Below are 22,436 nucleotides of genomic sequence, written 5' to 3' on the forward strand. Positions count from 1 at the left end.
TTATAGTTTAAATCGATGAATAACCTGATTTGCTGAACCCCGCCAAACTAAACTTGGGTCAGCCTGTTCTTGAATAAATTTCCCATCAATTAACACATCAATATAAGGCAACATAGCACGTTGTTGTTCGTCTAGTTCATCCAGCTTATAACCCGTCCAAACCCAAATGTCTTTATCGGGACATTCTCGTTTTACGCGTTGCACAAATGGCAATAATGTTTCTACGTTGAGGGGATGAAGTGGATCGCCACCTGAAAGCGTCAACCCTTGGCGTTTAATGCGAGTGTCTTTTAAATCATTAATAATTTGTTGTTCCATCGCTTCATCAAATAATACACCTGCTGAAAATGACCAGCTTTTTTGGTTGTAGCAACCTTTACAACCATGGGTACAGCCACTGACAAATAAAGTACAACGTGTACCTTCGCCATTAATGACATCAGTGGGATAGTATTGAAGATAGTTCATATTATTAAACTCCTGGAATATGGTGTAAATTCTCAGCAAATTAACCGCACTTTTGTAATTAAAGAGAATTAATCTTTGCAATAATATGGTAATTCTTGCATAATAGTCCGCAGTCGCTCTGCGATATCAATGGAAACCTTCTCGGTCTCTCGCAACGGTGTCTGGTTTACTCGGTCAGGTCCGGAAGGAAGCAGCCAAAGTCGGAATTACTGTGTGCCGAGAAGAAGCTGGGAAGGTTTCCGCCCAACTTCCTTTTCTTATACCCTCTCAATCAATCTTTTAAAGAAACCATTTTCTTTTTTGATTAAGCTATTGTAATCTCCTTCTTCGATTAATCTTCCGTTATCAATTACACAAATTTTATCGAATTGTTCAATTGAACTTAGACGGTGAGTGACCATAATTAGGGTTTTATTTTCGGCATGTTGCAGAATTAAACGTAAAATTTGACGTTCAGTTTCGCGATCTAAGCCTTCTGTCGGTTCATCCAATAATAAAATTGGCGCATTATTGAGTAAAATACGTGCTAAACCTAAACGGCGTTGTTCCCCACCAGAAAGAGGACGACCACCATCACCAAGCCAAAGATTTAAACCTTTTCCTTCTTGCTCAAGTAATTTGCTTAAACCAACTTGATGTAGCACTTCAATCATTTTTTCATCAGAAATTTTATCCGCACTTGCAAATTGTAAATTTTGACGAAGTGTATCGCTGAATACGTGAACACGTTGAGTTAAAAAACAAATTTGGCGGCGTAATGTCTCTTCTGAATAGGCTGAAATTGGTTTTTCTGCTAATAAAAGCTTACCTTGATTCGCATCATAATTGCGCACTAAAAGTTGAAGGAGTGAAGATTTCCCACTTCCAGTTTTGCCTAAAATAGCAATTTTTTGGCTTTGTTCTAAATCTAATGTAAGATTTTTTAATACAAGCGTTTCTTGCCCTGGATAGGAAAAACTTAAATCCTTCGTAGAAATCAACCGCACTTTTGTTTCAAATTCCTCATTACCATTAAACTTAACAAGCGGTTTTTGCTCAATGATTTCGGTTACACGCTCTGCTGCAGCAATCACTTGACCTATATGTAAAAATGCAGCACCCAATGGCATGATGATCTCAAAGGCGGCAAGCGCAGCAAAAGTGAACAGTGCAATATAAGCCGTGCGGTATTCATCTGTGCCAAAATCGGCGTTACTTGCAAACCATAGCATGCCAGAAATCAACAAACCATTTAGAAACAGAACAAGCGCGGTAGAAAATCCACTTAATTTTGCTTCTTTGGCTTGATCTTCCTGCCATGTTTTTTCTGTGGCTGTCATTTTCTCTTTTAATTTATCTTCTGCATTAAATAATAAAAGCTCGGCTTGTGCTTGGATAAATTCTAAAAACTGGGTTCGATAGGTCGCGCGTGCTTGGATTAAGCGTTCGCCAAATTCCTGACCTAGTCGATAGAAAACAGTTGGGATAATTATTAATAAAATTAACAAAAATAAGCCTAAACCAAGTGCGAGTGGAATATTGACAAAGCTAAGTCCAATCGTCATGGCAATGATTACAAATGCAGCAGTGAAAAATGGCGCAAGTAAACGTAAATATAGGCTATCAAGTGTATCCACATCGGATACTAAACGATTTAACAAATCGCTGTTACGATAACGATTTAATACCCCTGGGCTTAAAGGAATGATTTTTTCAAATACTTGTACGCGTAATTTTGACAAAATGCGGAATGTTGCATCATGCGTCACTATTTTTTCAAAATAGCGCATGACGGTTCGTCCGATAGCTAAACCTCGCACACTGGCTGAAGGGTAGAAAAAGTTAAATAGAGTGCCTAGTCCTGCAATGGCTGTAGCGGCTAAAAACCAGCCTGAAACGGTAAGTAAGCTCATGCTGGATCCCAATCCTAAAATCATCAGCACCAAGCCTAAAATAAGAGGAAATTTGGCGAATTTAAATAAACGTATAAACGGAAGTAATGTGCGCATTATTGGATATCCTGTTTTCGTTGTGCAAGAAGTTCTCCAAAGAAACCTTCATTTTGTAATTCAGCAAAAATCCCCTGTTGGACAATTTCGCCCTGCTGCATGACAAAAATTTGATCACATTGTTTTAAATCTTCAATGCGGTGTGTAATCATTAATGTTGTTTGGTAGCAACTCATTTCATTTAATGCTTGAAGGACGAGACTTTCAGATTGGGCATCGAGACTGGCTGTTGGCTCATCAAGTAATAGTAGGCTCCCCTTGCGTAATAATGCACGTGCAATAGCAAGACGTTGCGCTTGTCCCACAGAAACGCCTAATCCTCCATCTTTAATTTCATAATCTAAACCGAGTTTATCTATAAATTCGGTGGCTTGGGCTTGGCTTAAAGCATGGTGAATTTTCTCATCGCTTGTTTGAATATCACCAAGCAGAAGATTTTCTTTAATTGTGCCTTGTAATAACAATGGATTTTGTCCTACCCAGGCAATATGTTTGCGCCAGTCAGCTAGATTGCTTTCGCGAAGTTCTTGTCCATTAATTTTGAGAGAACCCTCATAAGGTAAAAAGCCTAAAATTACATTCATTAATGAGGTTTTCCCTGCGCCACTTTGTCCTACAAGCGCAACATTGTAATTTGCTGGAATTTGGAAATTTAACGGCTTGGTTAATGCTGAACCCTGTGTCGAAAGTACCACTAAATTTTCGGCAGAAATTTCAACCGCACTTTCCAAAGAAATTGTTTTTTCATTTTGATGAACGGTTAAATAATCGGATTCTAAGAAATTAACAATGGCATCTGCTGCACCAATACCCGCTGCGCGGTCGTGGTAATAAGCGCCTAGATCACGTAAGGGTTGATAAAATTCAGGTGCAAGAATTAAACAAAAGAAACCTGTGAAAAGTGTAAGTGGTGCATTATAGGTACCAAATTCAATTTGACCTAAGTAGCTAAAACCAAAATAGACCGCCATGAGGGCAATGGAAATAGAGGTAAAAAATTCCAATACGGCAGAAGAGAGAAAAGCGAGTTTTAGCACATCCATCGTGGTTTCACGGAAATCTTCAGTGGCATTTTCAATATGCTCAGTTTGTTCAGAAGTGCGGTTAAAAAGACGTAAGGTTTCAAGACCACGTAATCGATCTAGAAATTGTGCGCTTAAACGAGCCAGTGTTTCCATATTTTTTTGGCTACTGTCTGCTGCAGCGATACCAACAAGGATCATAAAAACGGGAACAAGTGGCGCGGTGATCATTAAAATTAAACCTGCAGCCCAGTTCAACGGAAATACAGCAATTAAAATAACGACAGGAACAATGGCTGAAAGACTTTGTTGAGGCAGAAAACGGGCATAGAAATTATGTAAGTTTTCAACTTGTTCCAACATAATGCTTGCCCAACTTCCAGCTGGTTTTTGATTGATTGTCGCAGGGCCAACAAGATGGATTTTATCCAGAATTTTTTGACGAATATGATTGCGTAATAATTGTCCGCTTTGGAAACCTATTTTTTCGCGTGCCCATAAAATAATTGCACGCAATCCGAACCCGATAATCAACCCAAGAAAATAAGGAATAAGTTCATCACGAGGCACTTTTTGTATAATCAGTTTATCAAGCAACGTCGCAAGAAAATAAGTTTGCGCGACTAAAATGAGTGCAGAAAGCGTAGCTAAGACAATGTTTGCGCGCATTAATTTTTTGATAGGTTCTTGTTGTGCGCGAAGCCATTTTTGTAAATATTTTTGGCGAAGTTTGTTCATAGTTTTATCGTGATATAGAAAAAGTTCCCCTCTTTTAAAAAAAGAGGGGAATGAGTTAGAGAATTTATGCTTCTTGAGCATCTAAATAGCGTTCTGCATCCAATGCCGCCATACAACCAGTTCCTGCAGAGGTAATGGCTTGTCGATAATTGTGATCCATTACATCGCCTGCTGCGAATACGCCTTCCACAGAGGTGGCTGTTGCATTTCCTTCAAGACCAGATTTTACAACGATATAGCCATTATTCAATTCTAGTTGCCCTTGGAAAATGTCCGTATTTGGCGAGTGACCAATGGCTACGAATAAACCATCTAATTTGAGTTCTTCTTTCTCTCCAGTTTTAGTGTCGGCTAAACGTAATCCGGTTACGCCCATGTTGTCACCTAACACTTCATCTAAAGTGCGATCAGTATGCAGAACGATTTTTCCTTCTTCCACTTTTTTGTACAAACGGTCGATAAGAATTTTTTCCGCACGGAAGCTATCGCGACGGTGGATTAAATGCACTGTACTTGCGATATTGGCTAAGTAAAGCGCTTCTTCCACCGCAGTATTTCCACCACCAATTACACCGACTGGTTTATTACGATAAAAGAAACCATCACAGGTTGCACAAGCAGAAACTCCACGACCTTTGTAGTTTTCTTCTGACGGTAAGCCAATATAGCGTGCAGAAGCGCCTGTTGCGATAATTAACGCATCACAAGTAAAATTTTGCACATCGCCAAAAAGTTTGAATGGACGAGAGGATAAATCGACTCGATTGATATGATCGAAGACGATTTCTGTTTCAAATTTTTCTGCATGTTGCAACATACGTTGCATTAAACCTGAACCAGTAGTCATCTCAAAATCACCTGGCCAGTTTTCGATTTCATCTGTGGTGGTAAGCTGGCCGCCTTGTTGCAAACCCGTCACCAATACTGGTTTTAAGTTTGCACGTGCTGCATAAATGGCAGCTGTATAACCAGCAGGGCCTGAGCCTAAAATTAAAAGTTTTGCGTGTTTGATATCTGACATAAAGAATCCTTGTTTTTTGTAAAGAGAGAATTAATTGAATTTAAGTTTATTCTGATGATTGCTATGTATGAAATTGTTCCATACACCTTATCAATTATAAACCTTTCGATTAATAGAGCAGTGAATAAAGCAATCGGCGAAACTTATTTGTTAACGGATCAGCATTGCCCATTGCACTTAAAATGGATAAAAATTGTTGTTTAACTTCACCATTCTGCGCACCTAAGTCGGTTTTTAAAATATCGAAAAGTAGTGTCAACGCTTCTTCATTTCGTCCAGCTTGATGAAGTTGTATAGCAAGTTTTATTGCAATTTCAGCTGTTGGGTTTTTAGCATAATCGGCCTGTAATTGTTGGATTTCAGGTGTGTCGGCAGCTTGAATTTGTAGCTCAATTTGTGCCTGTAATCCGTGCCAACGACTATCACGATCTTGCAACGGAATTTGTTTTAGAATTTCTTGTGCTGGCTCCGTTTTTTTCATTGCAATATAGGTTTCAGCGTAGAGCAGGGCGACATCACTATTTTTCTTATCTGAAAGTTCCCATGCGTCTTTCAATAATGGCAATGCAGCCTCATAATTTTCTACTTGCAAGAAATCTAATGCTTGTTGGAATTTTAAATCTTCTTCTTTCGGTAAAATAATGCTTAATCGTTGGATTAATGACGCTTTATCAAGCGCACCTGGAAATGCATCTAATGCCTGTGCTTCTTTAAACAAATAGGTGGTTGACAATGCTTGGATGCGGAATTGTGCGGCAATCATTTGCTCTTTTTCACAATTTACTTTTCCAAGAACAAATTGTCCTTGATATTGTTCTGCAACTTGCTCAAGTAAAGTCAAGAAATCTGATGATTCTTTATGCGTTGGAGCATAAAAATTGATGACAAGTGGTTTTTCTAAGGATTGTTGCAGTATTTCAGTAAGATTTTGTTCGTTGATGTCAACGATAAAAGGAAAATCAGCCATGTTTTATCCTTGTGAAAAAATAATGGCTGATTTTAACAAAGTGCGGTCGATTTTAGAAATGTTTTACTCTTTCAATGAGGGAAAGATTTTTGCCAGGAGCAGTTTTCCCATCATTTCAATATGTTGTGGTTCTGCATTGAGTGCCGGAATATATTGGTAAAATTGTCCGCCATTAGTGAGAAAATTCTCGCGGTTTTCCTCATCAATTTCTTCAATAGTTTCTAAACAATCAACCGAAAAACCTGGGCAAATGACGGCTATTTTATGAATACCTTGTGATGCTGCATTTTGGAGAAATTTATCCGTGTAAGGTTGTAACCATTCTTCTCGCCCAAAACGTGATTGGAAGGTTATTCCCCATTGGTTTTCGGTCAATCCCAACTTATCTACAATAGCAAGCGTTGTCTGTTTGCAGTGTTCACGGTAGTAATCACCCATATTTTCATAACGTAATGGGATACCATGATAAGAAAATAGCAAAAACTCATCGGGTTTTAACCGCGCTTTTATGGAATTGGCTAAGGCGTTAATGTAATTTTCATCAACATGATAAGAATGAATAAAATCGAACGGTACCATTCCCCGCTCTTCTTTAAGGGCATGGGCAAAGGCATCAAATAGCGCGCCTGTTGTTGTACTAGAATATTGTGGGTAAAGGGGGAGTACAATAATTCGTTCAACTTTATTTTTAAGTAAATTTTTCACCGCACTTTGCATTGATGGGTTGCCGTATGTCATCGCAATTTCTACTTGAGCATCAATATTTTGCTTATTTAAATAGGCTTGTAATGCATCTTTTTGTTGTCGTGAAATGGCAAGTAAAGGCGAACCTTGCTCTGTCCAAATTGCTTGGTAATTTTTAGCGATACGTTTTGAACGTAATGGCAAAATAACAGCCTTGAGTAATGGATACCATTTGTAAGGAGATAAATCGACTACTCTTGGGTCGGTTAAAAATTTCCATAAATAACGGGATATAGCAGATGAGGTGGGCGCATCGGGTGTCCCTAAATTGGCTAAAATAATCCCTATTTTTTGATTTGCTATCATAAGTTTAGAATAGAAAGTGTAAGTCGAGAAACGCAGCAAAGTTTATCTTGTTCATCACGAATGTCAATTTGCCATACGTGGATATTTCTATTTAAACTAATAGGCGTAGCCTTTGCTGTAACAATGCCTTGCTTTACTGAACGTAGGTGATGGGCATTAATATCAAGTCCCACTGCAATTTTATTTTCTTCTATTGCAAGGTATCCAGCCAATGAACCTATCGTTTCTGCTAATGCAACAGATATTCCGCCATGTAATAGACCAAAAGGTTGGGTTGTACGATGATCCACAGGCATTGTCGCTTCAATCCAATCTTCGCCAAAAGCAGAAATTTCAATGCCAAGATGGCTAACGGCACTGTTGGAGCAAAGTTGATTTAAGTTTTCGAGCGTGAAGTTTTTTTGCCAAATCATGATATTCCTTTCATTACGCTAAAATTTCTAATAATGCCTGCACAGGGTGTTTTAGCACCACATGTTCATAACGTTTTACCTGACTGCGGCAAGAATAACCGGTTGCTAAACAAAAGTGCGGATCTTTTCCGTGCAGTTTTTTATGCCACGATACATCGTAGATTTCTCGGCTCATTTTTTGATTTTGCACTTCATGTCCAAATACACCTGCCATACCGCAACATCCTACTTTTTCTACATTCAGTTGTTGCCCAAATCTTCCAAAAATTTCTTGCCATTCTTTTGGGCTGTTCGGCATAAAGGTAGATTCCGTACAATGCGGGAATAAATACCAATCGGAAGTGCGGTCAGTTTTTGCGATGTTTTTCAGTTTATCTTGTAATGTCGTATTTTGTAAGCGTTGTTTTAACCATTCGTGAGCAGTGAGAACGTGGAAATCGCCACGTTTTTCTTGTAGTGCTTCCTTGTATTCATCTCGATAAGACAGCACGATGGCTGGATCAACGCCTACAAGTGGAATGCCTAATTTTGCCATTCGATTTAAAAACTCGGCTTGGTTTTGTGCTGTTTTGCTAAAGCGTTTTAAGAAACCTTTAATGTGCATTGCTTTGCCGTTTGGTTTAAATGGCAACAGAATTGGTGTGAAGCCTAATTTCTGCGTAAGCATAACAAAATCGCGTACCACTTTCGCATCATAGTAAGATGTGTAAGGATCTTGCACAATAAATAAAATATCGTTTTTTTCTACCGCACTTAGACCTTCCAATTCTTCCAAGGATTTGCCTTGATAATGAATTTCCACCAGCTGTTGTTGCAAATTGGGTTCAGAAAGCAAGGGCAAATCAGTCATGCCTAGTGTTTTTTCCACTAATGTTTGCGTGACTTTTAGCTTGGTAAAATAATTAAAGAATTTTGCCTGCTTTGCCATATAAGGCGCAGCGATTTCTAAATTTGCCACAACGTGATCTTTTACTGGGCGTAAGTAGCGGCTGTGATAAAAATGAAAGAATTTCGCACGGAAACTTGGTACATCAATTTTAATCGGGCATTGACTAGCACAGGCTTTACAAGCAAGACAAGTATCCATTGCAGCTTTCACTTCGTGAGAAAAATCATAATCCCCTCGCCATTTTTGAACCGTATTGCTTAGTCTTTTCACAAGTGCGGTTAATTTTATTTCTGTTTTACAGAAGTCTAATTGTTCGGGCGAAACATTTTCATTTGCCATCAATCGAAGCCATTCTCGAACCATAGCTGCGCGACCTTTCGGCGAAAATACACGATTTTTACTGACTTTCATCGATGGGCACATGATGCTGTGTTCATCAAAATTGAAACATAAACCGTTTCCATTGCAGTTCATCGCCCCCTTAAATTCATCTCGTATTTGGATAGGAATTTGGCGATCCTTATCAGCCCGCATTGGCGAAAGAATAGAATAAAGTTCCTCTTCGGAATCCAAAGGCGTACAGATTTTGCCGGGATTTAAACGATTGTTTGGATCGAATAAGGTTTTGATATAACGAAGTTCGTGCCAGAGTTCTGGGGTAAAGAATTTTTCGCCGTAATGGGAACGCACGCCTTTTCCGTGCTCTCCCCAGAGTAATCCACCATATTTAATCGTAAGTTCGGCGACTTCATCTGAAATTTGTTTGAATAATTTCACTTGTTCTTTATCGCATAAATCAAGCGCTGGGCGAACGTGTAATACGCCCGCATCCACGTGACCAAACATGCCATATTGTAAATGGTGCTTGTCTAATAAAGTGCGAAATTCACTAATGTAATCCGCAAGATTTTCTGGGGGGACACAAGTATCTTCTACAAACGGAATCGGTTTGGCTGCGCCTTTTGCGTTACCAAGTAAGCCTACTGCTTTTTTGCGCATTGCATAAATACGTTCAATAGAAGGTAAATCTGAGTAAACTTGATAGCCAATAATGTGATCTTGGTTGTGTTCGATTTTTTCATCAAGTGAGCGACAAAGTGCGGTGACTTGGCGGTCTATTTTTTCTTTATTATTACCAGCAAATTCCACAATATTTAAACCAAGAATTGGATCTTCTTCATCTTCTGTAAGAAGTTCATTCACCGAGTGCCAAATAATATCTTGTTTAGCGAGATTTAAGACTTTGGAATCAACGGTTTCCACAGAAAGCGCATTGGCTTTCACCATAAAAGGTGCATTGCGTAATGCTGCATCAAAAGAACGATATTTAATATTGATGAGCGTGCGATACTGCGGAATAGGCAGAAGATTGAGTTTGGCTTCACAAATAAATGCGAGAGAACCTTCAGAACCAGTGAGAATTCTGGTGAGATTAAATTCACTTTCATCTTCATTAAATACATTTTTCAGATCGTATCCCGTTAAAAAACGGTTAAGTTGTGGCAGATCTTTAATGATTGCCGCTCTTTTTTCTTTACAGTGTTGTGCAATGGTTTGATGGAGTCTTTTGCTACTATCACTTAATTCAAGCGTATCGATGTTTTCTAAAACATCAACAGAATTGACAGCACTGGTATCTAAAATCTCACCGTTCATTAATACTGCGCGTAATGCCAAAACATGATTAGAGGTTTTACCATATTGCAATGAACCTTGCCCAGAGGCATCCGTATTAATCATTCCACCTAACGTTGCTCGATTGCTGGTGGATAGCTCTGGGGCAAAGAATAAACCATGTGGTTTTAAAAATTGATTAAGTTGATCTTTTACTACGCCTGCTTGTACACGAACCCAACGTTCTTTGACATTGAGTTCTAAAATAGCAGTCATATGGCGAGAAAGATCCACTATTATATTGTTATTGATGGATTGTCCATTTGTGCCAGTGCCTCCACCACGAGGAGTAAAGGTGAGGAATTGATATTCAGGTAAATTTGCCAATTTGGTTATACGTACTATATCAGCAACAGTTTTCGGAAAAAGAATCGCTTGAGGAAGCTGTTGGTAAACGCTGTTATCCGTAGCAAGACTTAATCTATCTGCATAATTTGTAGCGATATCCCCTTCAAAATGTTGTTTTTTTAGTGCTTGGAGATAGTTAAGGACATCTTGTTCAATTTGTGGAGTGCGATTTAGACTTGGCAACATAGCATTTAACTCATTTAAAGCTATAAATACAGGGTGTTCTCGATAATATCTTAAGGAGCGCACAATGTCGAATTAGATTTTGAGCGTTTTGAAGAAGCGTTTTGTGGAGTAAATTAGTCAAGAATAGTGTATTTTTGGATAAAAAATAAACAAAAAGTTCAAAAAAAATTTGATCTTTTGAATTTTTATAGGATAATAATCGCACTTTTGAACGTTCCTTTGGCGTAAACAAAGGAATTGAATTTGTCAAAAGGTAACAATAGGGCAAATTCAAAACCCTAGTTAAGCAAATGCTTTGAGTGTAACTTTCCCTAAAAGTTCCATTATAAGCAAGGAAACTTTTCTTATTAATAAACGATGACTAAATAGAGGACATCAAAATGAAAAAAACTGCAATCGCATTAGTAGTTGCTGGTTTAGCAGCGGCTTCAGTAGCTCAAGCTGCACCACAAGAAAACACTTTCTATGCAGGTGTTAAAGCAGGTCAAGCATCTTTCCACGATGGTATTAACAAAAACAGTGTTATTGCTAACAAATTAAGTGTTAATGATTATGGTTATAACCGTAATTCTTTCACTTATGGTGTATTTGGTGGTTACCAAATCTTAAATCGTGATAACTTAGGTTTAGCAGTGGAATTAGGTTACGATGATTTTGGTCGTGCAAAAGCGCGTGAAGCTGGTAAAACTGTTGCTAAACACACTAACCACGGTACTCACTTAAGCTTTAAAGGTAGCTACGAAGTGTTAAATGGTTTAGATGTTTACGGTAAAGCAGGTGTGGCTTTAGTACGTTCTGACTATAAATTCTACGATAAGACAAATGGCGCTCGTGATCACAAAGCAGGTCGTCACAGCTTACGTACCTCTGGTTTATTCGCAGTCGGTGCAGAATATGCAGTATTACCAGAATTAGCAGTTCGTTTAGAATATCAATGGTTAACTCGTGTAGGTAAATACCGTACTCAAACAACTAACAACAGCTCTGTAGATTATAACCCATGGATTGGTTCTATCAACGCTGGCGTTTCTTACCGTTTCGGTCAAGGCGCAGTGGCTGCACCAGCTATGGCTCCTGAAGTTGTAAGCAAAACTTTCAACTTAAACTCTGATGTAACTTTCGCTTTTGGTAAAGCAAACTTAAAACCACAAGCTCAAGCAACTTTAGATGGTATCTACGGTGAAATCGCACAAGTTCATAGCGCTAAAGTAGCTGTTGCTGGTTATACTGACCGTATCGGTTCTGATGCTGGTAACTTAAAACTTTCTCAACGCCGCGCAGACACAGTAGCTAACTACTTAGTACAAAAAGGTGTAGCAACTAACGCAATCTCTGCAACTGGTTACGGTAAAGCAAACCCAGTGACTGGCGCAACTTGTGACCAAGTTAAAGGTCGTAAAGCGCTTATCGCTTGTTTAGCACCAGACCGTCGTGTTGAAATCGCAGTTAACGGTACTAAATAATTTTAGTATTCGTTTAACGAAAGATTAAATACAGAAAAAAAGGCTTAAACTTCGGTTTAGGCCTTTTGTTTTATTAAGATAATAATCCTAGAATTTCACTCAAGTTTTAACTTGTGGTAGAATTCAATCCTCTTTTATTCGTGGGGAACATTATGGAAACCTTAGACAAAATTAAAAAACAAATTAGTGAAAATCCAATTCTTATCTATATGAAAGGGTCACCTAAATTACCATCTTGTGGTTTTTCGGCGCGAGCAGTAGAAGCACTGATGAATTGTAAAGTACCTTTTGGTTATGTTGATATCTTACAACATGCTGATATTCGTGCTGAATTGCCTGTTTATGCGAATTGGCCTACTTTCCCACAACTATGGGTCGAGGGAGAGTTAATTGGTGGGTGTGATATTATTTTGGAAATGTATCAATCTGGGGAGTTGCAAACTTTATTAAATGAAGTTTCTGCAAAACATGCATAATTGATTAATCAATAAAAAATCCCGCATTCTTTTAAAAGTGCGGGATTTTTTTAGCTTGTCTAGACTATTGTGTTGCTTGAATTACAGTTAATGCAATAGTGTAAACAATGTCATCGACTAATGCGCCACGAGATAAGTCATTAACTGGTTTTCGCATACCTTGAAGCATTGGACCCACCGCAACTAAATCAGCAGAGCGTTGAACTGCTTTATAGCCGATATTACCCGCGTTGATATCAGGGAATACAAATACATTTGCTTGACCCGCTACTTTAGAATTTGGTGCTTTAGAAGCTGCCACATCTTTCATCACAGCTGCATCGTATTGCAATGGACCATCAATTAATAAATCAGGGCGTTTTTCTTGTGCAATACGGGTTGCCTCTTTTACTTTCTCGACTGATTGACCCGCACCAGAAGTACCAGTTGAATAAGAAAGCATTGCCACTTTTGGTTCTAAACCAAATGCTTTTGCAGATTCGGCTGATTGGATTGCGATTTCAGCTAATTGTTCCGCTGTAGGTTCTGGATTTACCGCGCAGTCGCCATAGACTAATACTTGGTCTGGTAATAACATAAAGAATACAGATGAGATAATTGAACTGCCAGGCGCTGTTTTGATGATTTGCATCGGTGGGCGAATAGTGTTTGCCGTTGTATGAACGGCACCAGAAACTAAACCATCAACTTCGCCAGCTTCTAACATCATGGTGCCTAATACAACGGTGTCTTCTAATTGTGCGCGAGCTTGTTCTTCAGTTAAGCCTTTAGATTTACGTAATTCAACTAAACGAGCAACGTAGTTTTCGCGTACGTCAGCTGGATTGATGATTGTTACGTCAGCACTTAAAGTCACGCCTTGTTCTGCGGCGACTTTTTTCACTGATTCAGGATCCGCTAATAATACTGATTTTGCGATACCTCGTTCAGCACAGATTGCAGCTGCTTTAACAGTTCGAGGTTCGTCACCTTCTGGTAATACGATAGTTTTGCCTGCTTTGCGTGCTAAATCAGTTAATTTGAAACGGAATGCAGCTGGAGAAATACGTGCTTCACGAGTAAGTGGTGCAGAGATTGCCGCAACTAATGCTTGTGCATCGAAGGTTTTAATTTTTCCTGCTTGTGCACCAAATACACCTAATATATCAGCGTTGTTCACACCACCAAATTCTGAAGCAATGGCTTCTACTAATGTGCCTTCTTCATTGTTTGCTACTAAGATGATTTGTGCATCTAAGGTTTGTGCAATCGAGAAGTTTAAGCTGTTTGCAAAAGGCGCTTGAGCTGAAGGTTGAACACCTTTAACAACCACTAGATTTGCATTTAATGCTTGGAAATCAGCAACGATTTTTTCTAACAACACGTCTTTTTGATTATTTGCGATGAATGCTTGAGCGGCTTTTACATCTTCTATTGCATTGAATATAACCGCATTTGTTGTTTTAGCAATTTCTAATGCTGATGCTAAATTGGCTTCTGTGCTAGTTGGAATAAGAATAACTGCTTTAGTCATTTTGATATACCTTTTAATAAATGAAAAAAACCTGCTGATTTTTCAGCAGGTTTGATGGAAGTTGATTAGCCCGCTAAACGTGCGGTATCTTGAGCGATGACTAACTCTTCATTAGTTGGAAGTACAATCGCTTTAAATGCAGAATCATCAGTAGTGATTACGCCATCTTTACCGAAGCGTGCTGCAAGATTGCGTTCGTTATCCACTTTAATACCAAATAATTTTAAGTGATTTAATGCTAATTCACGAACATGAGCGGAGTTTTCACCGATACCACCAGTAAATGCAATGGCATCTAAGTGATCATCACCTAATACCGCCATATAAGCACCGATGTATTTTGCTAAACGGTAACTATAGACGTCTAATGCACGTTTTGCTTCAGGCTTAGACAGATCGTCGTAGTTATCTTCTGCATAACGACAGTCACTGGTTACCTCAGTTAAACCTAAAAGACCGGATTTTTTCACTAAAGTCTCTTCAATTTGTTCCATTGACATACCTAAGTTTTTGTATAGGTAGAATACGATTGCAGGGTCGATATCACCACAACGCGTACCCATGACTAAACCTTCTAACGGAGTTAAGCCCATTGATGTATCGATACATTTACCGTTACGAACAACAGAAACAGAACCCCCATTACCTAAGTGACAAATAATCGTATTGACTTGGTCTGCAGGCTTACCGACATATTCAGCGACTTCACGAGAAACGAAGTAGTGGCTTGTACCGTGAGCACCATAGCGACGAACAGCGTGCTCTTTATAAAGTGAATATGGAAGCGCATATAAGAATGCTTCTTCAGGCATAGTTTGGTGGAAAGCAGTATCAAATACGGCAACGTTCTTATCTTTTAAATGTGGGAAGGTTTTAAAGGCTTCACGAATACCGATTAGGTGAGCAGGGTTGTGAAGTGGGGCAAATTGTGCTGCATCTTCAATACCTTTAACCACTTCATCTGTGATTACAACGGATTGAGTGTATTTTTCACCACCGTGAACGATACGGTGACCAATCGATGTGATTGAGTTTTTAAGCTCATCAGTCATAATGTTTGATGCAATGAAGTCAAGTGCTTCAGTATGTGCTGCACCTGCACCTAAATCTGCGCTCCCTTTCTCACCGTTAAGTTTCCATTTAATGCGAGCTTCTGGAAGGAAAAATGCTTCAGCTAAACCAGATAATTTTTCTTCACCTGTTGCTGGATCAAGGATTGCAAATTTTAATGAAGAACTACCACAGTTAAGGATTAGAACAAGTTTTGACATAGGAACCCTATATTTGATTAAAGTTAATGAAAATCCACTCAGTTGAATGGACTGAAAAAATTGAACATAGGATACACTTTTTGGTAAATAAAATAAATTCGTCTATGCATAAAAATTCATCAGGTTATTAAATTTTTTGAAAATTTAAACTTTTTGGGTAAGGTGACAAAAGAATATAAAGTGGGGTATGATAAGTGCGGTTATTTTAACGAGCATTTTTATGGCATTTTTTTCCATTTTAAAACAGGGACAAATTTATCTTAATACTTGGCCGCTAGAGGCTAAGTTAGGCATGATTTTCCCTGAAAACCGTATTATGAAAGCCACGAGTTTTGCACAAAAACTCATGCCCTTTGTTGCTGTATTTGCAGTGGTGTGGCAACAGGTTTATGCAAAAAATGATTTGATGGCGTTTTCTATTGCAATTTTGACCGCACTTTTTGCCTTGCTTATTCCTTTTCAAGGTCTTTATTGGCTTGGTAAGCGTGCGAGTTCGCCATTAGAAAATCAAAGTGCGGTATGGTTTTATGATATTTGTGAACGCTTAAAACAACTACATGAGCCCTTGCCTTTTGTGCAAGATCAACCGACATACCAACATTTAGCAGAAGTTTTAAAGAAAGCTCAAAGCAAATTTGAACGTGCTTTTTGGCAGGAAATTTAGTTTACGCAAACGTTTTCTTTTTGGCTTTATTTTTGTAGAATACCTCGGTCGTTTTAAACGGCCGTTTTTCATTGAGAGATTTTTTAATGATCGATTACATTATTATTGGCATTATCGCTTTTTCTATTCTTGTCAGTTTATTACGCGGTTTTGTTCGCGAAGTGCTTTCACTCGGTAGCTGGGTTGTAGCATTTATTGTAGCAAGCCAGTTCTATCCTTATCTTGCCGCTTATCTTACGCAAATTGAATCAATGTATATTCGTAATGGAACCGCAATCGGGATTTTATTTGTACTGACTTTAATCGTGGGTGCCATAGTAAATTATGTGATTAGCCAATTAGTAGATAAAACTGGTTTAAGCGGCACTGATCGTGTTTTAGGTGCGATTTTTGGTTTAGTACGCGGTGCACTGATTGTCGCTGCATTATTATTTTTCATGGATACTTTCACCAATTTTGAACAAACTGATTGGTGGAAAGAATCTCAATTAATACCGCACTTTGGTTTTATTATTGAATGGTTCTTTCAACAACTTCAGGCTAGTTCAAGTTTTTTAAATCCAACGCTTAATCAATAAGGGACACAAAATGTGTGGTATTGTCGGTATTGTTAGTCAAAGTCCGGTTAATGAATCTATTTATGCGGCATTGACGCTTTTGCAACATCGTGGGCAAGATGCTGCGGGCATTGTGACGGTTGACGATGAAAATCGTTTCCGCTTACGCAAAGCTAATGGTTTAGTGAGTGATGTGTTCCATCAAGAGCATATGCTACGGTTGCAAGGAAATGCTGGATTGGGGCATGTTCGCTATCCTACAGCGGGGAGTTCTAGCGTCTCAGAAGCGCAGCCTTTTTATGTGAACTCTCCCTATGGTGTCACTTTGGTGCATAACGGCAATTTAACCAACTCAGTCGAGTTAAAAGAAAAAGTCTTTAAAACTGCCCGCCGCCATGTAAACACCAATTCAGATTCCGAACTTCTTCTAAATATTCTTGCAAATCACCTTGATCACATTCCTCAAGAGAAACTTGATCCAAAAGATATTTTTAATGCTGTTCGTCAAACTCACAACGATGTTCGTGGTGCTTATGCTTGTTTAGCGATGATTATTGGACATGGCATGATTGCGTTTCGTGATCCTTTTGGTATTCGTCCTTTGGTGTTGGGTAAACGCGAAGAAAATGGCAAAACTGAGTATATGTTTGCCTCTGAAACAGTAGCCTTAGATATTGTGGGTTTTGACTTTGTTCGTGATATTGCCCCTGGTGAAGCCGTTTATGTCACTTTTGATGGCGAGCTTTATTCGCAGCAATGTGCCGAAAGTGCGGTGTTAAATCCTTGTATTTTTGAGTATGTTTATTTTGCACGCCCAGATTCAACAATTGATGGTGTCTCTGTTTATGCTGCACGTGTTCACATGGGGGAAAAACTCGGACAAAAAATTGCAAAACAATGGGCGGATGAAAGTGATAATATTGACGTGGTGATTCCCGTTCCTGAAACCTCCACAGATATTGCGTTACAAATAGCTCGTGTACTAGGGAAACCTTATCGCCAAGGATTTGTGAAAAATCGCTATGTTGGTCGTACGTTTATTATGCCAGGACAAGCACAGCGTATTAGTTCTGTTCGTCGCAAATTGAATACCATTAAAGCTGAATTTAAAGATAAAAACGTCTTATTGGTGGACGATTCTATTGTTCGCGGCACAACCTCTGAGCAAATTGTTGAAATGGCTCGCTCAGCTGGCGCGAAGAAAATTTACTTTGCCTCGGCTGCTCCAGAAATTCGTTATCCGAATGTATATGGTATTGATATGCCGAGTCGCGATGAACTGATCGCTTACGGTCGAGATGTTGATGAAATTGCACATTTGATTGGTGTAGATAAACTAATTTTCCAAGATTTGACCGCACTTACCGAATCTGTTCAATTAGAAAATCCGGCTATTCGAGGATTTGATTGTTCAGTGTTCACAGGCGAATATATTACAGGTGACATCACGCCAGAATATTTAGACAAAATTGCAAGTCAACGGAACGACAGTGCAAAGAAAAAACGTGAAAAACAAGCATCTAATCTTGAAATTTATAATGAACAATAAATTGCGATAAGGCGAGATATTTAGTCCGATAAAAATCACTACATTAAAAAAGTGCGGTGATTTTTTTATTTGTTTTTTAGGATATCTTTTAGATAGTTTTCGCAATCAGAATATTGAAATTGGAATCCTGCGTTGAGTAATTTTTCAGGCACAACATTTTGGCTTTCTAGTAATAGATTCGCTCGTTCGCCAAGAATGAAATGTAATATCCATTTGGGAATGGTTGCAAAGGCAGGACGTTTTAATATTCGAGCCAAAGTGCGGTTAAATTTATGTTGTTCTATGGGATTCGGGGCGGTGAAGTTAAATGAGCCTTGGTACTCTGAATGATCGAGTAAAAATAAAATGCCATTTACCATATCTTCCAAAGCAATCCAGGGAAAATATTGCTCTCCATTGCCCAGTTTGCCGCCAAGTCCCCATTTGTATAGAGGCAACATTTGAGCTAGTGCGCCTCCTTTCTTAGAAAAGACCATGCCTGTTCGAATCAAACAAACCCTCGCATTAGCTTGTCGCGCAATATCTTCCCAATCTTGGCATAATTGTGCGGTGAAGGTTTTTGCTGTTTTGCTTGCTTCGGTAATTATTTGTTCGTCTTGATCGCCGTAAATTCCACTCGCTGAACCTGAAATAAAAATAGGGTGTTGCTGATATTGATTAATGAATTCAACCAGTTGAGTAGTGAGGCTTAAACGACTTTCTCGTAAAATCGATTTTTGGTTTGTCGTCCAAGCTTTGTGAAAAATAGGCTCGCCAGCAAGATTGATGATCGCGTCAAACTGCTCCTGCAAATTGAGTTGGGAAAGTGCAGTAATAAATTTGATGTTTTTTTGTTTTGAGATAGTGGGCGGCGTACTTGAGCGGGTTAAGACCGTCACTTGTTCATTGCGTAAGCAGAGTTGTTCGACAAGTGCTTTACCGATAAGCCCCGTGCCTCCAGTTAATAAAATGTTCATTACAACGCATTTTCAAATAAACGTTGAACATTTTTGAGTAAATCGACAATTTTTGTGCCACGCGTTGGTGTGATAAAAATTGTGTCATCGCCTGCGATAGTGCCTAAGATGCCTTCTGATTTTCCAATTGAATCGAGTAAGCGAGCGATGAGTTGTGCCGCACCTGGAGAAGTCTTAATGACAATTAACATATCATTGTAATCAACGTCTAATACAAGATTTTTTAATGGACTGCTAGTATTAGGAACACTTAATTCACCCGGTAAGCAATAGACCATTTCCATTTTGGTATTACGGGTGCGAACAGCGCCAAATTTGGTGAGCATTCTTGATATTTTTGATTGATTAATGCCTGTAAAGCCTTGTTTTTTTAAGGCATCGACAATCTCACTTTGAGAGCCAAAGCGTTCTTGATTGAGTAATTCTTTAAAAGCGCGAGTTAAATTATCAGCCATTTTATATTTCAATAGTTAAAAATTTGCATAAGAATTGCATAAAAATTCATTTTCATCAACTTGAATGTGAATAAAAGCAAAGAGAAGGAAAAAATTACCTAAGAAATGTGAACTAGATCATAGAATGATATTTCTCTGTTTGTAATTGTGAGATGAAAATTTTAAAATCAGGTTATCTTAAATTAACTAACACATAAGGAGTATTTATGAAAGTTGCAGTATTAGGCGCCGCAGGCGGTATTGGTCAAGCATTAGCGTTATTACTAAAACTTCAGTTGCCTGCTGGTTCAGATTTAGCATTATATGATATTGCCCCTGTTACCCCAGGTGTTGCAGTAGATGTGAGCCATATTCCAACCGCAGTGAATGTGAAAGGTTTTTCTGGTGAAGATCCAACTCCAGCACTTGAAGGTGCGGATGTTGTATTAATTTCTGCTGGTGTTGCACGTAAACCTGGTATGGACCGCTCTGATTTATTCAATATTAATGCAGGCATTGTTTGTGGTTTAATTGAAAAAGTCGCGGTTACTTGCCCGAAAGCTTGTGTTGGTATCATCACTAACCCAGTAAATACTACCGTTGCGATTGCGGCTGAAGTATTGAAAAAAGCAGGCGTTTACGACAAACGTAAATTATTTGGTGTGACAACTTTAGACGTGTTACGTTCTGAAACTTTTGTGGCTGAATTAAAAGGTTTAAATGTTTCTCGTACTAGCGTTCCTGTTATTGGTGGTCACTCAGGTGTGACTATTCTTCCATTACTTTCTCAGGTTCAATATGCTGAATGGAATGAAGATGAAATCGAACCATTAACAAAACGTATCCAAAATGCAGGTACAGAAGTGGTCAATGCAAAAGCGGGTGGCGGTTCTGCAACTCTTTCAATGGCGCAAGCTGCAGCGCGTTTTGCTCGTTCTTTAGTGAAAGGATTGAGTGGCGAGACAGTTGTTGAATGTACTTATGTTGAAGGCGATGGCAAATATGCTCGTTTCTTCTCTCAACCAGTTCGTTTAGGTAAAGAAGGTGTAGAAGAAATTTTACCAATTGGTCCATTAAGCAATTTTGAACAACAAGCTCTAGAAAATATGTTGCCGACTTTACGTGCAGATATTGAATTAGGTGAAAAATTTATTAATGGTTAATCATTAAAAAATGAGGGGAGCATTAGCTCCCTTTTTTATGTTTCGATAAAAAAGCCACCAAATGGTGGCTTTTGTTTGTGTCTTTATTATTTCTGACGCATTGCAGGGAATAAGATAACATCACGAATTGACGGTGCATTTGCATAAAGCATTGCTAGACGGTCGATACCTAAACCTTCACCAGCTGTTGGTGGTAAGCCGTGTTCTAGCGCAACAACAAAGTCTTCATCTTTAAACATCGCTTCATCATCACCCGCTTCTTTCGCAGCGACTTGTGCATCAAAACGTTCATTTTGGTCTTCCGCGTCATTTAACTCTGAGAAACCATTACCGATTTCACGACCACCGATAAATAGCTCAAAACGATCTGTTACATCTGGGTTTTCATCATTACGACGTGCAAGAGGCGAAATTTCCGCTGGGTGAGCCATTAAGAATGTTGGTTGAATTAGGTGATGTTCCGCTACTTCTTCAAAGATTGCATTCACAATGCTGCCTAAGCCCCAAGATTTTTGTACTTCAATACCTAAGCGTTCTGCCGTGGCTTTTGCACGATCAAAGTCATATAAATCTTCTTTTACGATACCTTTGTCTGCACCATATTTAATCGTTGCATCGTGTAACGTAATACGTTCGAATGGTTTACCAAAATCAAATTCGTATTCGCCGTATTTCACAATAGTGGTACCAAGAATATCAATTGCTAATTTACGAAGAAGTTCTTCGGTGTTATCCATTAAATCATGGTAGTCCGCATAAGCTTGGTAGTATTCAAGCATGGTAAATTCTGGATTATGACGAACAGAAACCCCTTCATTACGGAAGTTGCGGTTTAATTCAAATACTCGTTCAAAGCCACCCACTACTAAGCGTTTTAAATAAAGTTCAGGTGCGATACGTAAATACATATCCACATCTAATGCATTGTGATGAGTCACGAAAGGACGTGCAGATGCACCGCCTGGAATGACTTGTAACATTGGTGTTTCCACTTCCATAAAGCCTTTAGAAATGAAATATTCACGAATACCCGCGACAACTTTAGAACGAATAATAAAAGTGCGGCGAGATTCTTCGTTAGAAATTAAATCTAAATAACGTTGGCGATAACGAACTTCTTGGTCGGTTAAACCATGGAATTTGTCTGGTAATGGGCGAAGTGCTTTAGTTAAAAGTTGAACTTCAGTGATTTTAACGGTGAGTTCATCTGTTTTTGTTTTAAATAAAGTGCCTTTAACGCCAATGATGTCGCCTAAATCCCAAGTACCAACGTCATCTTTATAAACTCCTTCAGGCAAATTGTCGCGTGCAACATAAAGCTGGATTTTACCGCTCATATCTTGAATGGTGATAAACGTCGCTTTACCCATTGCGCGGCGAGTCATAATACGGCCAGCAACTTGTACTTCAACGCCTTTCTCTTTTAAGATTTCACCGTCTTCTGCATCATATTGATTGTGCAAATCTTGTGCGAGAGCATCACGACGAAATTTGTTTGGAAATGCATTACCTTTTGCACGCAATGCGGCTAATTTTTCACGACGAACGAGCATTTCGCCATTGAGATCTAATTCTTTAACTTCTTGTTCTGACATGTTTTTTACCTTTCATTTTAACTTTAAAAAT

General features: G+C 38.8%; 19 protein-coding genes, 1 other RNA gene and 1 pseudogene. 7 read left to right on the forward strand and 14 right to left on the reverse strand.

Annotated elements, in window-relative coordinates; translation table 11 throughout:
* Nucleotides 1-468: an anaerobic ribonucleoside-triphosphate reductase-activating protein gene (nrdG, locus tag KP712_RS01155; RefSeq protein WP_048954103.1), complete on the reverse strand. Its 468-nt coding sequence runs from the start codon at nt 466-468 to the stop codon at nt 1-3.
* 138 nt (nt 469-606) lie between these two features.
* Between nrdG and ffs the strand changes: the two genes are divergently transcribed.
* Nucleotides 607-705: signal recognition particle sRNA small type (gene ffs, locus KP712_RS01160), an RNA gene on the forward strand.
* Between the two features lie 20 nt (nt 706-725).
* On the opposite strand, the gene cydC is transcribed toward ffs, so the two are convergent.
* The 7 genes from cydC to KP712_RS01195 form a co-directional block, all read right to left on the reverse strand.
* The gene (gene cydC, locus KP712_RS01165; RefSeq protein WP_140523119.1) at nt 726-2,456 is read right to left on the reverse strand and encodes a cysteine/glutathione ABC transporter ATP-binding protein/permease CydC; all 1,731 of its coding nucleotides are present in this window, start codon (nt 2,454-2,456) and stop codon (nt 726-728) included.
* Nucleotides 2,456-4,216, reverse strand: a complete 1,761-nt coding sequence (gene cydD, locus KP712_RS01170) for a cysteine/glutathione ABC transporter permease/ATP-binding protein CydD (RefSeq protein ID WP_139990274.1) — start codon at nt 4,214-4,216, stop codon at nt 2,456-2,458. Before cydD ends, cydC begins: the two co-directional genes overlap by 1 nt.
* A 64-nt stretch (nt 4,217-4,280) precedes the next feature.
* Nucleotides 4,281-5,237, reverse strand: a complete 957-nt coding sequence (gene trxB / locus KP712_RS01175) for a thioredoxin-disulfide reductase (protein ID WP_065264588.1) — start codon at nt 5,235-5,237, stop codon at nt 4,281-4,283.
* A gap of 109 nt (nt 5,238-5,346) precedes the next feature.
* Nucleotides 5,347-6,204, reverse strand: coding sequence for a co-chaperone YbbN (locus tag KP712_RS01180; RefSeq protein ID WP_139990275.1), 858 nt, complete (start codon nt 6,202-6,204; stop codon nt 5,347-5,349).
* A 63-nt stretch (nt 6,205-6,267) separates the two neighbouring features.
* On the reverse strand, nt 6,268-7,254 hold the full coding sequence (hemH, locus tag KP712_RS01185) for a ferrochelatase (RefSeq protein WP_139990276.1): 987 nt from the start codon (nt 7,252-7,254) through the stop codon (nt 6,268-6,270).
* Nucleotides 7,251-7,667, reverse strand: a complete 417-nt coding sequence (locus KP712_RS01190) for a hotdog fold thioesterase (RefSeq protein ID WP_048954097.1) — start codon at nt 7,665-7,667, stop codon at nt 7,251-7,253. Before KP712_RS01190 ends, hemH begins: the two co-directional genes overlap by 4 nt.
* Before the next feature lie 13 nt (nt 7,668-7,680).
* Nucleotides 7,681-10,764, reverse strand: a complete 3,084-nt coding sequence (locus KP712_RS01195) for an FAD-binding and (Fe-S)-binding domain-containing protein (RefSeq protein ID WP_140523123.1) — start codon at nt 10,762-10,764, stop codon at nt 7,681-7,683.
* Between the two features lie 380 nt (nt 10,765-11,144).
* Between KP712_RS01195 and ompA the strand changes: the two genes are divergently transcribed.
* Both ompA and grxD read left to right on the forward strand, forming a co-directional pair.
* Nucleotides 11,145-12,227 (forward strand): porin OmpA, encoded by a 1,083-nt coding sequence (gene ompA / locus KP712_RS01200; protein WP_215770475.1) that lies wholly within the window; start codon nt 11,145-11,147, stop codon nt 12,225-12,227.
* A gap of 152 nt (nt 12,228-12,379) precedes the next feature.
* A complete protein-coding gene (gene grxD / locus KP712_RS01205; RefSeq protein WP_111407223.1) occupies nt 12,380-12,703 on the forward strand; it encodes a Grx4 family monothiol glutaredoxin in 324 nt (107 codons plus the stop codon).
* A 64-nt stretch (nt 12,704-12,767) separates the two neighbouring features.
* Here grxD and pta read toward each other — a convergent pair whose 3' ends face one another.
* The 3 genes and pseudogenes from pta to KP712_RS01215 all read right to left on the reverse strand — a co-directional run bounded on the left by pta (nt 12,768) and on the right by KP712_RS01215 (nt 15,487).
* Complete coding sequence (gene pta / locus KP712_RS01210; RefSeq protein WP_373455172.1) at nt 12,768-13,862, reverse strand: phosphate acetyltransferase; 1,095 nt, start codon at nt 13,860-13,862, stop codon at nt 12,768-12,770.
* 30 nt (nt 13,863-13,892) lie between these two features.
* Nucleotides 13,893-14,216, reverse strand: a pseudogene (locus tag KP712_RS09205) (AAA family ATPase); the annotation flags it as partial.
* Between the two features lie 65 nt (nt 14,217-14,281).
* A complete protein-coding gene (locus tag KP712_RS01215; RefSeq protein ID WP_048954092.1) occupies nt 14,282-15,487 on the reverse strand; it encodes an acetate kinase in 1,206 nt (401 codons plus the stop codon).
* A gap of 220 nt (nt 15,488-15,707) precedes the next feature.
* On the opposite strand from KP712_RS01215, the gene yfbV reads away from it, so the two are divergent.
* The 3 genes from yfbV to purF all read left to right on the forward strand — a co-directional run bounded on the left by yfbV (nt 15,708) and on the right by purF (nt 18,257).
* Nucleotides 15,708-16,151: a terminus macrodomain insulation protein YfbV gene (gene yfbV, locus KP712_RS01220; RefSeq protein WP_111407225.1), complete on the forward strand. Its 444-nt coding sequence runs from the start codon at nt 15,708-15,710 to the stop codon at nt 16,149-16,151.
* A gap of 86 nt (nt 16,152-16,237) precedes the next feature.
* Complete coding sequence (locus tag KP712_RS01225; RefSeq protein ID WP_005626270.1) at nt 16,238-16,729, forward strand: CvpA family protein; 492 nt, start codon at nt 16,238-16,240, stop codon at nt 16,727-16,729.
* Between the two features lie 10 nt (nt 16,730-16,739).
* Complete coding sequence (gene purF, locus KP712_RS01230; RefSeq protein WP_111407226.1) at nt 16,740-18,257, forward strand: amidophosphoribosyltransferase; 1,518 nt, start codon at nt 16,740-16,742, stop codon at nt 18,255-18,257.
* Nucleotides 18,258-18,322: 65 nt separating this feature from the next.
* Here purF and KP712_RS01235 read toward each other — a convergent pair whose 3' ends face one another.
* Together KP712_RS01235 and argR are read right to left on the reverse strand one after the other, a co-directional pair.
* Nucleotides 18,323-19,213: a TIGR01777 family oxidoreductase gene (locus KP712_RS01235; RefSeq protein WP_111407227.1), complete on the reverse strand. Its 891-nt coding sequence runs from the start codon at nt 19,211-19,213 to the stop codon at nt 18,323-18,325.
* Complete coding sequence (argR, locus tag KP712_RS01240) at nt 19,213-19,668, reverse strand: transcriptional regulator ArgR (RefSeq protein ID WP_111407228.1); 456 nt, start codon at nt 19,666-19,668, stop codon at nt 19,213-19,215. The genes KP712_RS01235 and argR overlap by 1 nt, the downstream gene beginning before the upstream one ends.
* A 206-nt stretch (nt 19,669-19,874) precedes the next feature.
* Between argR and mdh the strand changes: the two genes are divergently transcribed.
* Complete coding sequence (gene mdh / locus KP712_RS01245) at nt 19,875-20,810, forward strand: malate dehydrogenase (protein ID WP_111407229.1); 936 nt, start codon at nt 19,875-19,877, stop codon at nt 20,808-20,810.
* Nucleotides 20,811-20,896: 86 nt separating this feature from the next.
* On the opposite strand, the gene lysS is transcribed toward mdh, so the two are convergent.
* Complete coding sequence (lysS, locus tag KP712_RS01250) at nt 20,897-22,405, reverse strand: lysine--tRNA ligase (RefSeq protein ID WP_111407230.1); 1,509 nt, start codon at nt 22,403-22,405, stop codon at nt 20,897-20,899.
* Nucleotides 22,406-22,436 lie beyond the last annotated feature (31 nt).

The sequence above is a fragment of the Haemophilus sp. SZY H68 genome (genome assembly GCF_018829685.1).
In the GTDB taxonomy this organism is placed as follows: domain Bacteria; phylum Pseudomonadota; class Gammaproteobacteria; order Enterobacterales; family Pasteurellaceae; genus Haemophilus; species Haemophilus haemolyticus_K.

Coding starts and splice junctions, on each gene's coding strand:
- KP712_RS01180 (WP_139990275.1), bottom strand. CDS start 6,204: ATGGCTGATTTTCCTTTTATCGTTGACATCAACGAACAAAATCTTACT.
- KP712_RS01190 (WP_048954097.1), bottom strand. CDS start 7,667: ATGATTTGGCAAAAAAACTTCACGCTCGAAAACTTAAATCAACTTTGC.
- KP712_RS01195 (WP_140523123.1), bottom strand. CDS start 10,764: ATGTTGCCAAGTCTAAATCGCACTCCACAAATTGAACAAGATGTCCTT.
- argR (WP_111407228.1), bottom strand. CDS start 19,668: ATGGCTGATAATTTAACTCGCGCTTTTAAAGAATTACTCAATCAAGAA.
- grxD (WP_111407223.1), top strand. CDS start 12,380: ATGGAAACCTTAGACAAAATTAAAAAACAAATTAGTGAAAATCCAATT.
- purF (WP_111407226.1), top strand. CDS start 16,740: ATGTGTGGTATTGTCGGTATTGTTAGTCAAAGTCCGGTTAATGAATCT.
- lysS (WP_111407230.1), bottom strand. CDS start 22,405: ATGTCAGAACAAGAAGTTAAAGAATTAGATCTCAATGGCGAAATGCTC.
- trxB (WP_065264588.1), bottom strand. CDS start 5,237: ATGTCAGATATCAAACACGCAAAACTTTTAATTTTAGGCTCAGGCCCT.
- cydC (WP_140523119.1), bottom strand. CDS start 2,456: ATGCGCACATTACTTCCGTTTATACGTTTATTTAAATTCGCCAAATTT.
- mdh (WP_111407229.1), top strand. CDS start 19,875: ATGAAAGTTGCAGTATTAGGCGCCGCAGGCGGTATTGGTCAAGCATTA.
- KP712_RS01235 (WP_111407227.1), bottom strand. CDS start 19,213: ATGAACATTTTATTAACTGGAGGCACGGGGCTTATCGGTAAAGCACTT.
- hemH (WP_139990276.1), bottom strand. CDS start 7,254: ATGATAGCAAATCAAAAAATAGGGATTATTTTAGCCAATTTAGGGACA.
- KP712_RS01215 (WP_048954092.1), bottom strand. CDS start 15,487: ATGTCAAAACTTGTTCTAATCCTTAACTGTGGTAGTTCTTCATTAAAA.
- KP712_RS01225 (WP_005626270.1), top strand. CDS start 16,238: ATGATCGATTACATTATTATTGGCATTATCGCTTTTTCTATTCTTGTC.
- cydD (WP_139990274.1), bottom strand. CDS start 4,216: ATGAACAAACTTCGCCAAAAATATTTACAAAAATGGCTTCGCGCACAA.
- yfbV (WP_111407225.1), top strand. CDS start 15,708: ATGGCATTTTTTTCCATTTTAAAACAGGGACAAATTTATCTTAATACT.
- nrdG (WP_048954103.1), bottom strand. CDS start 468: ATGAACTATCTTCAATACTATCCCACTGATGTCATTAATGGCGAAGGT.
- ompA (WP_215770475.1), top strand. CDS start 11,145: ATGAAAAAAACTGCAATCGCATTAGTAGTTGCTGGTTTAGCAGCGGCT.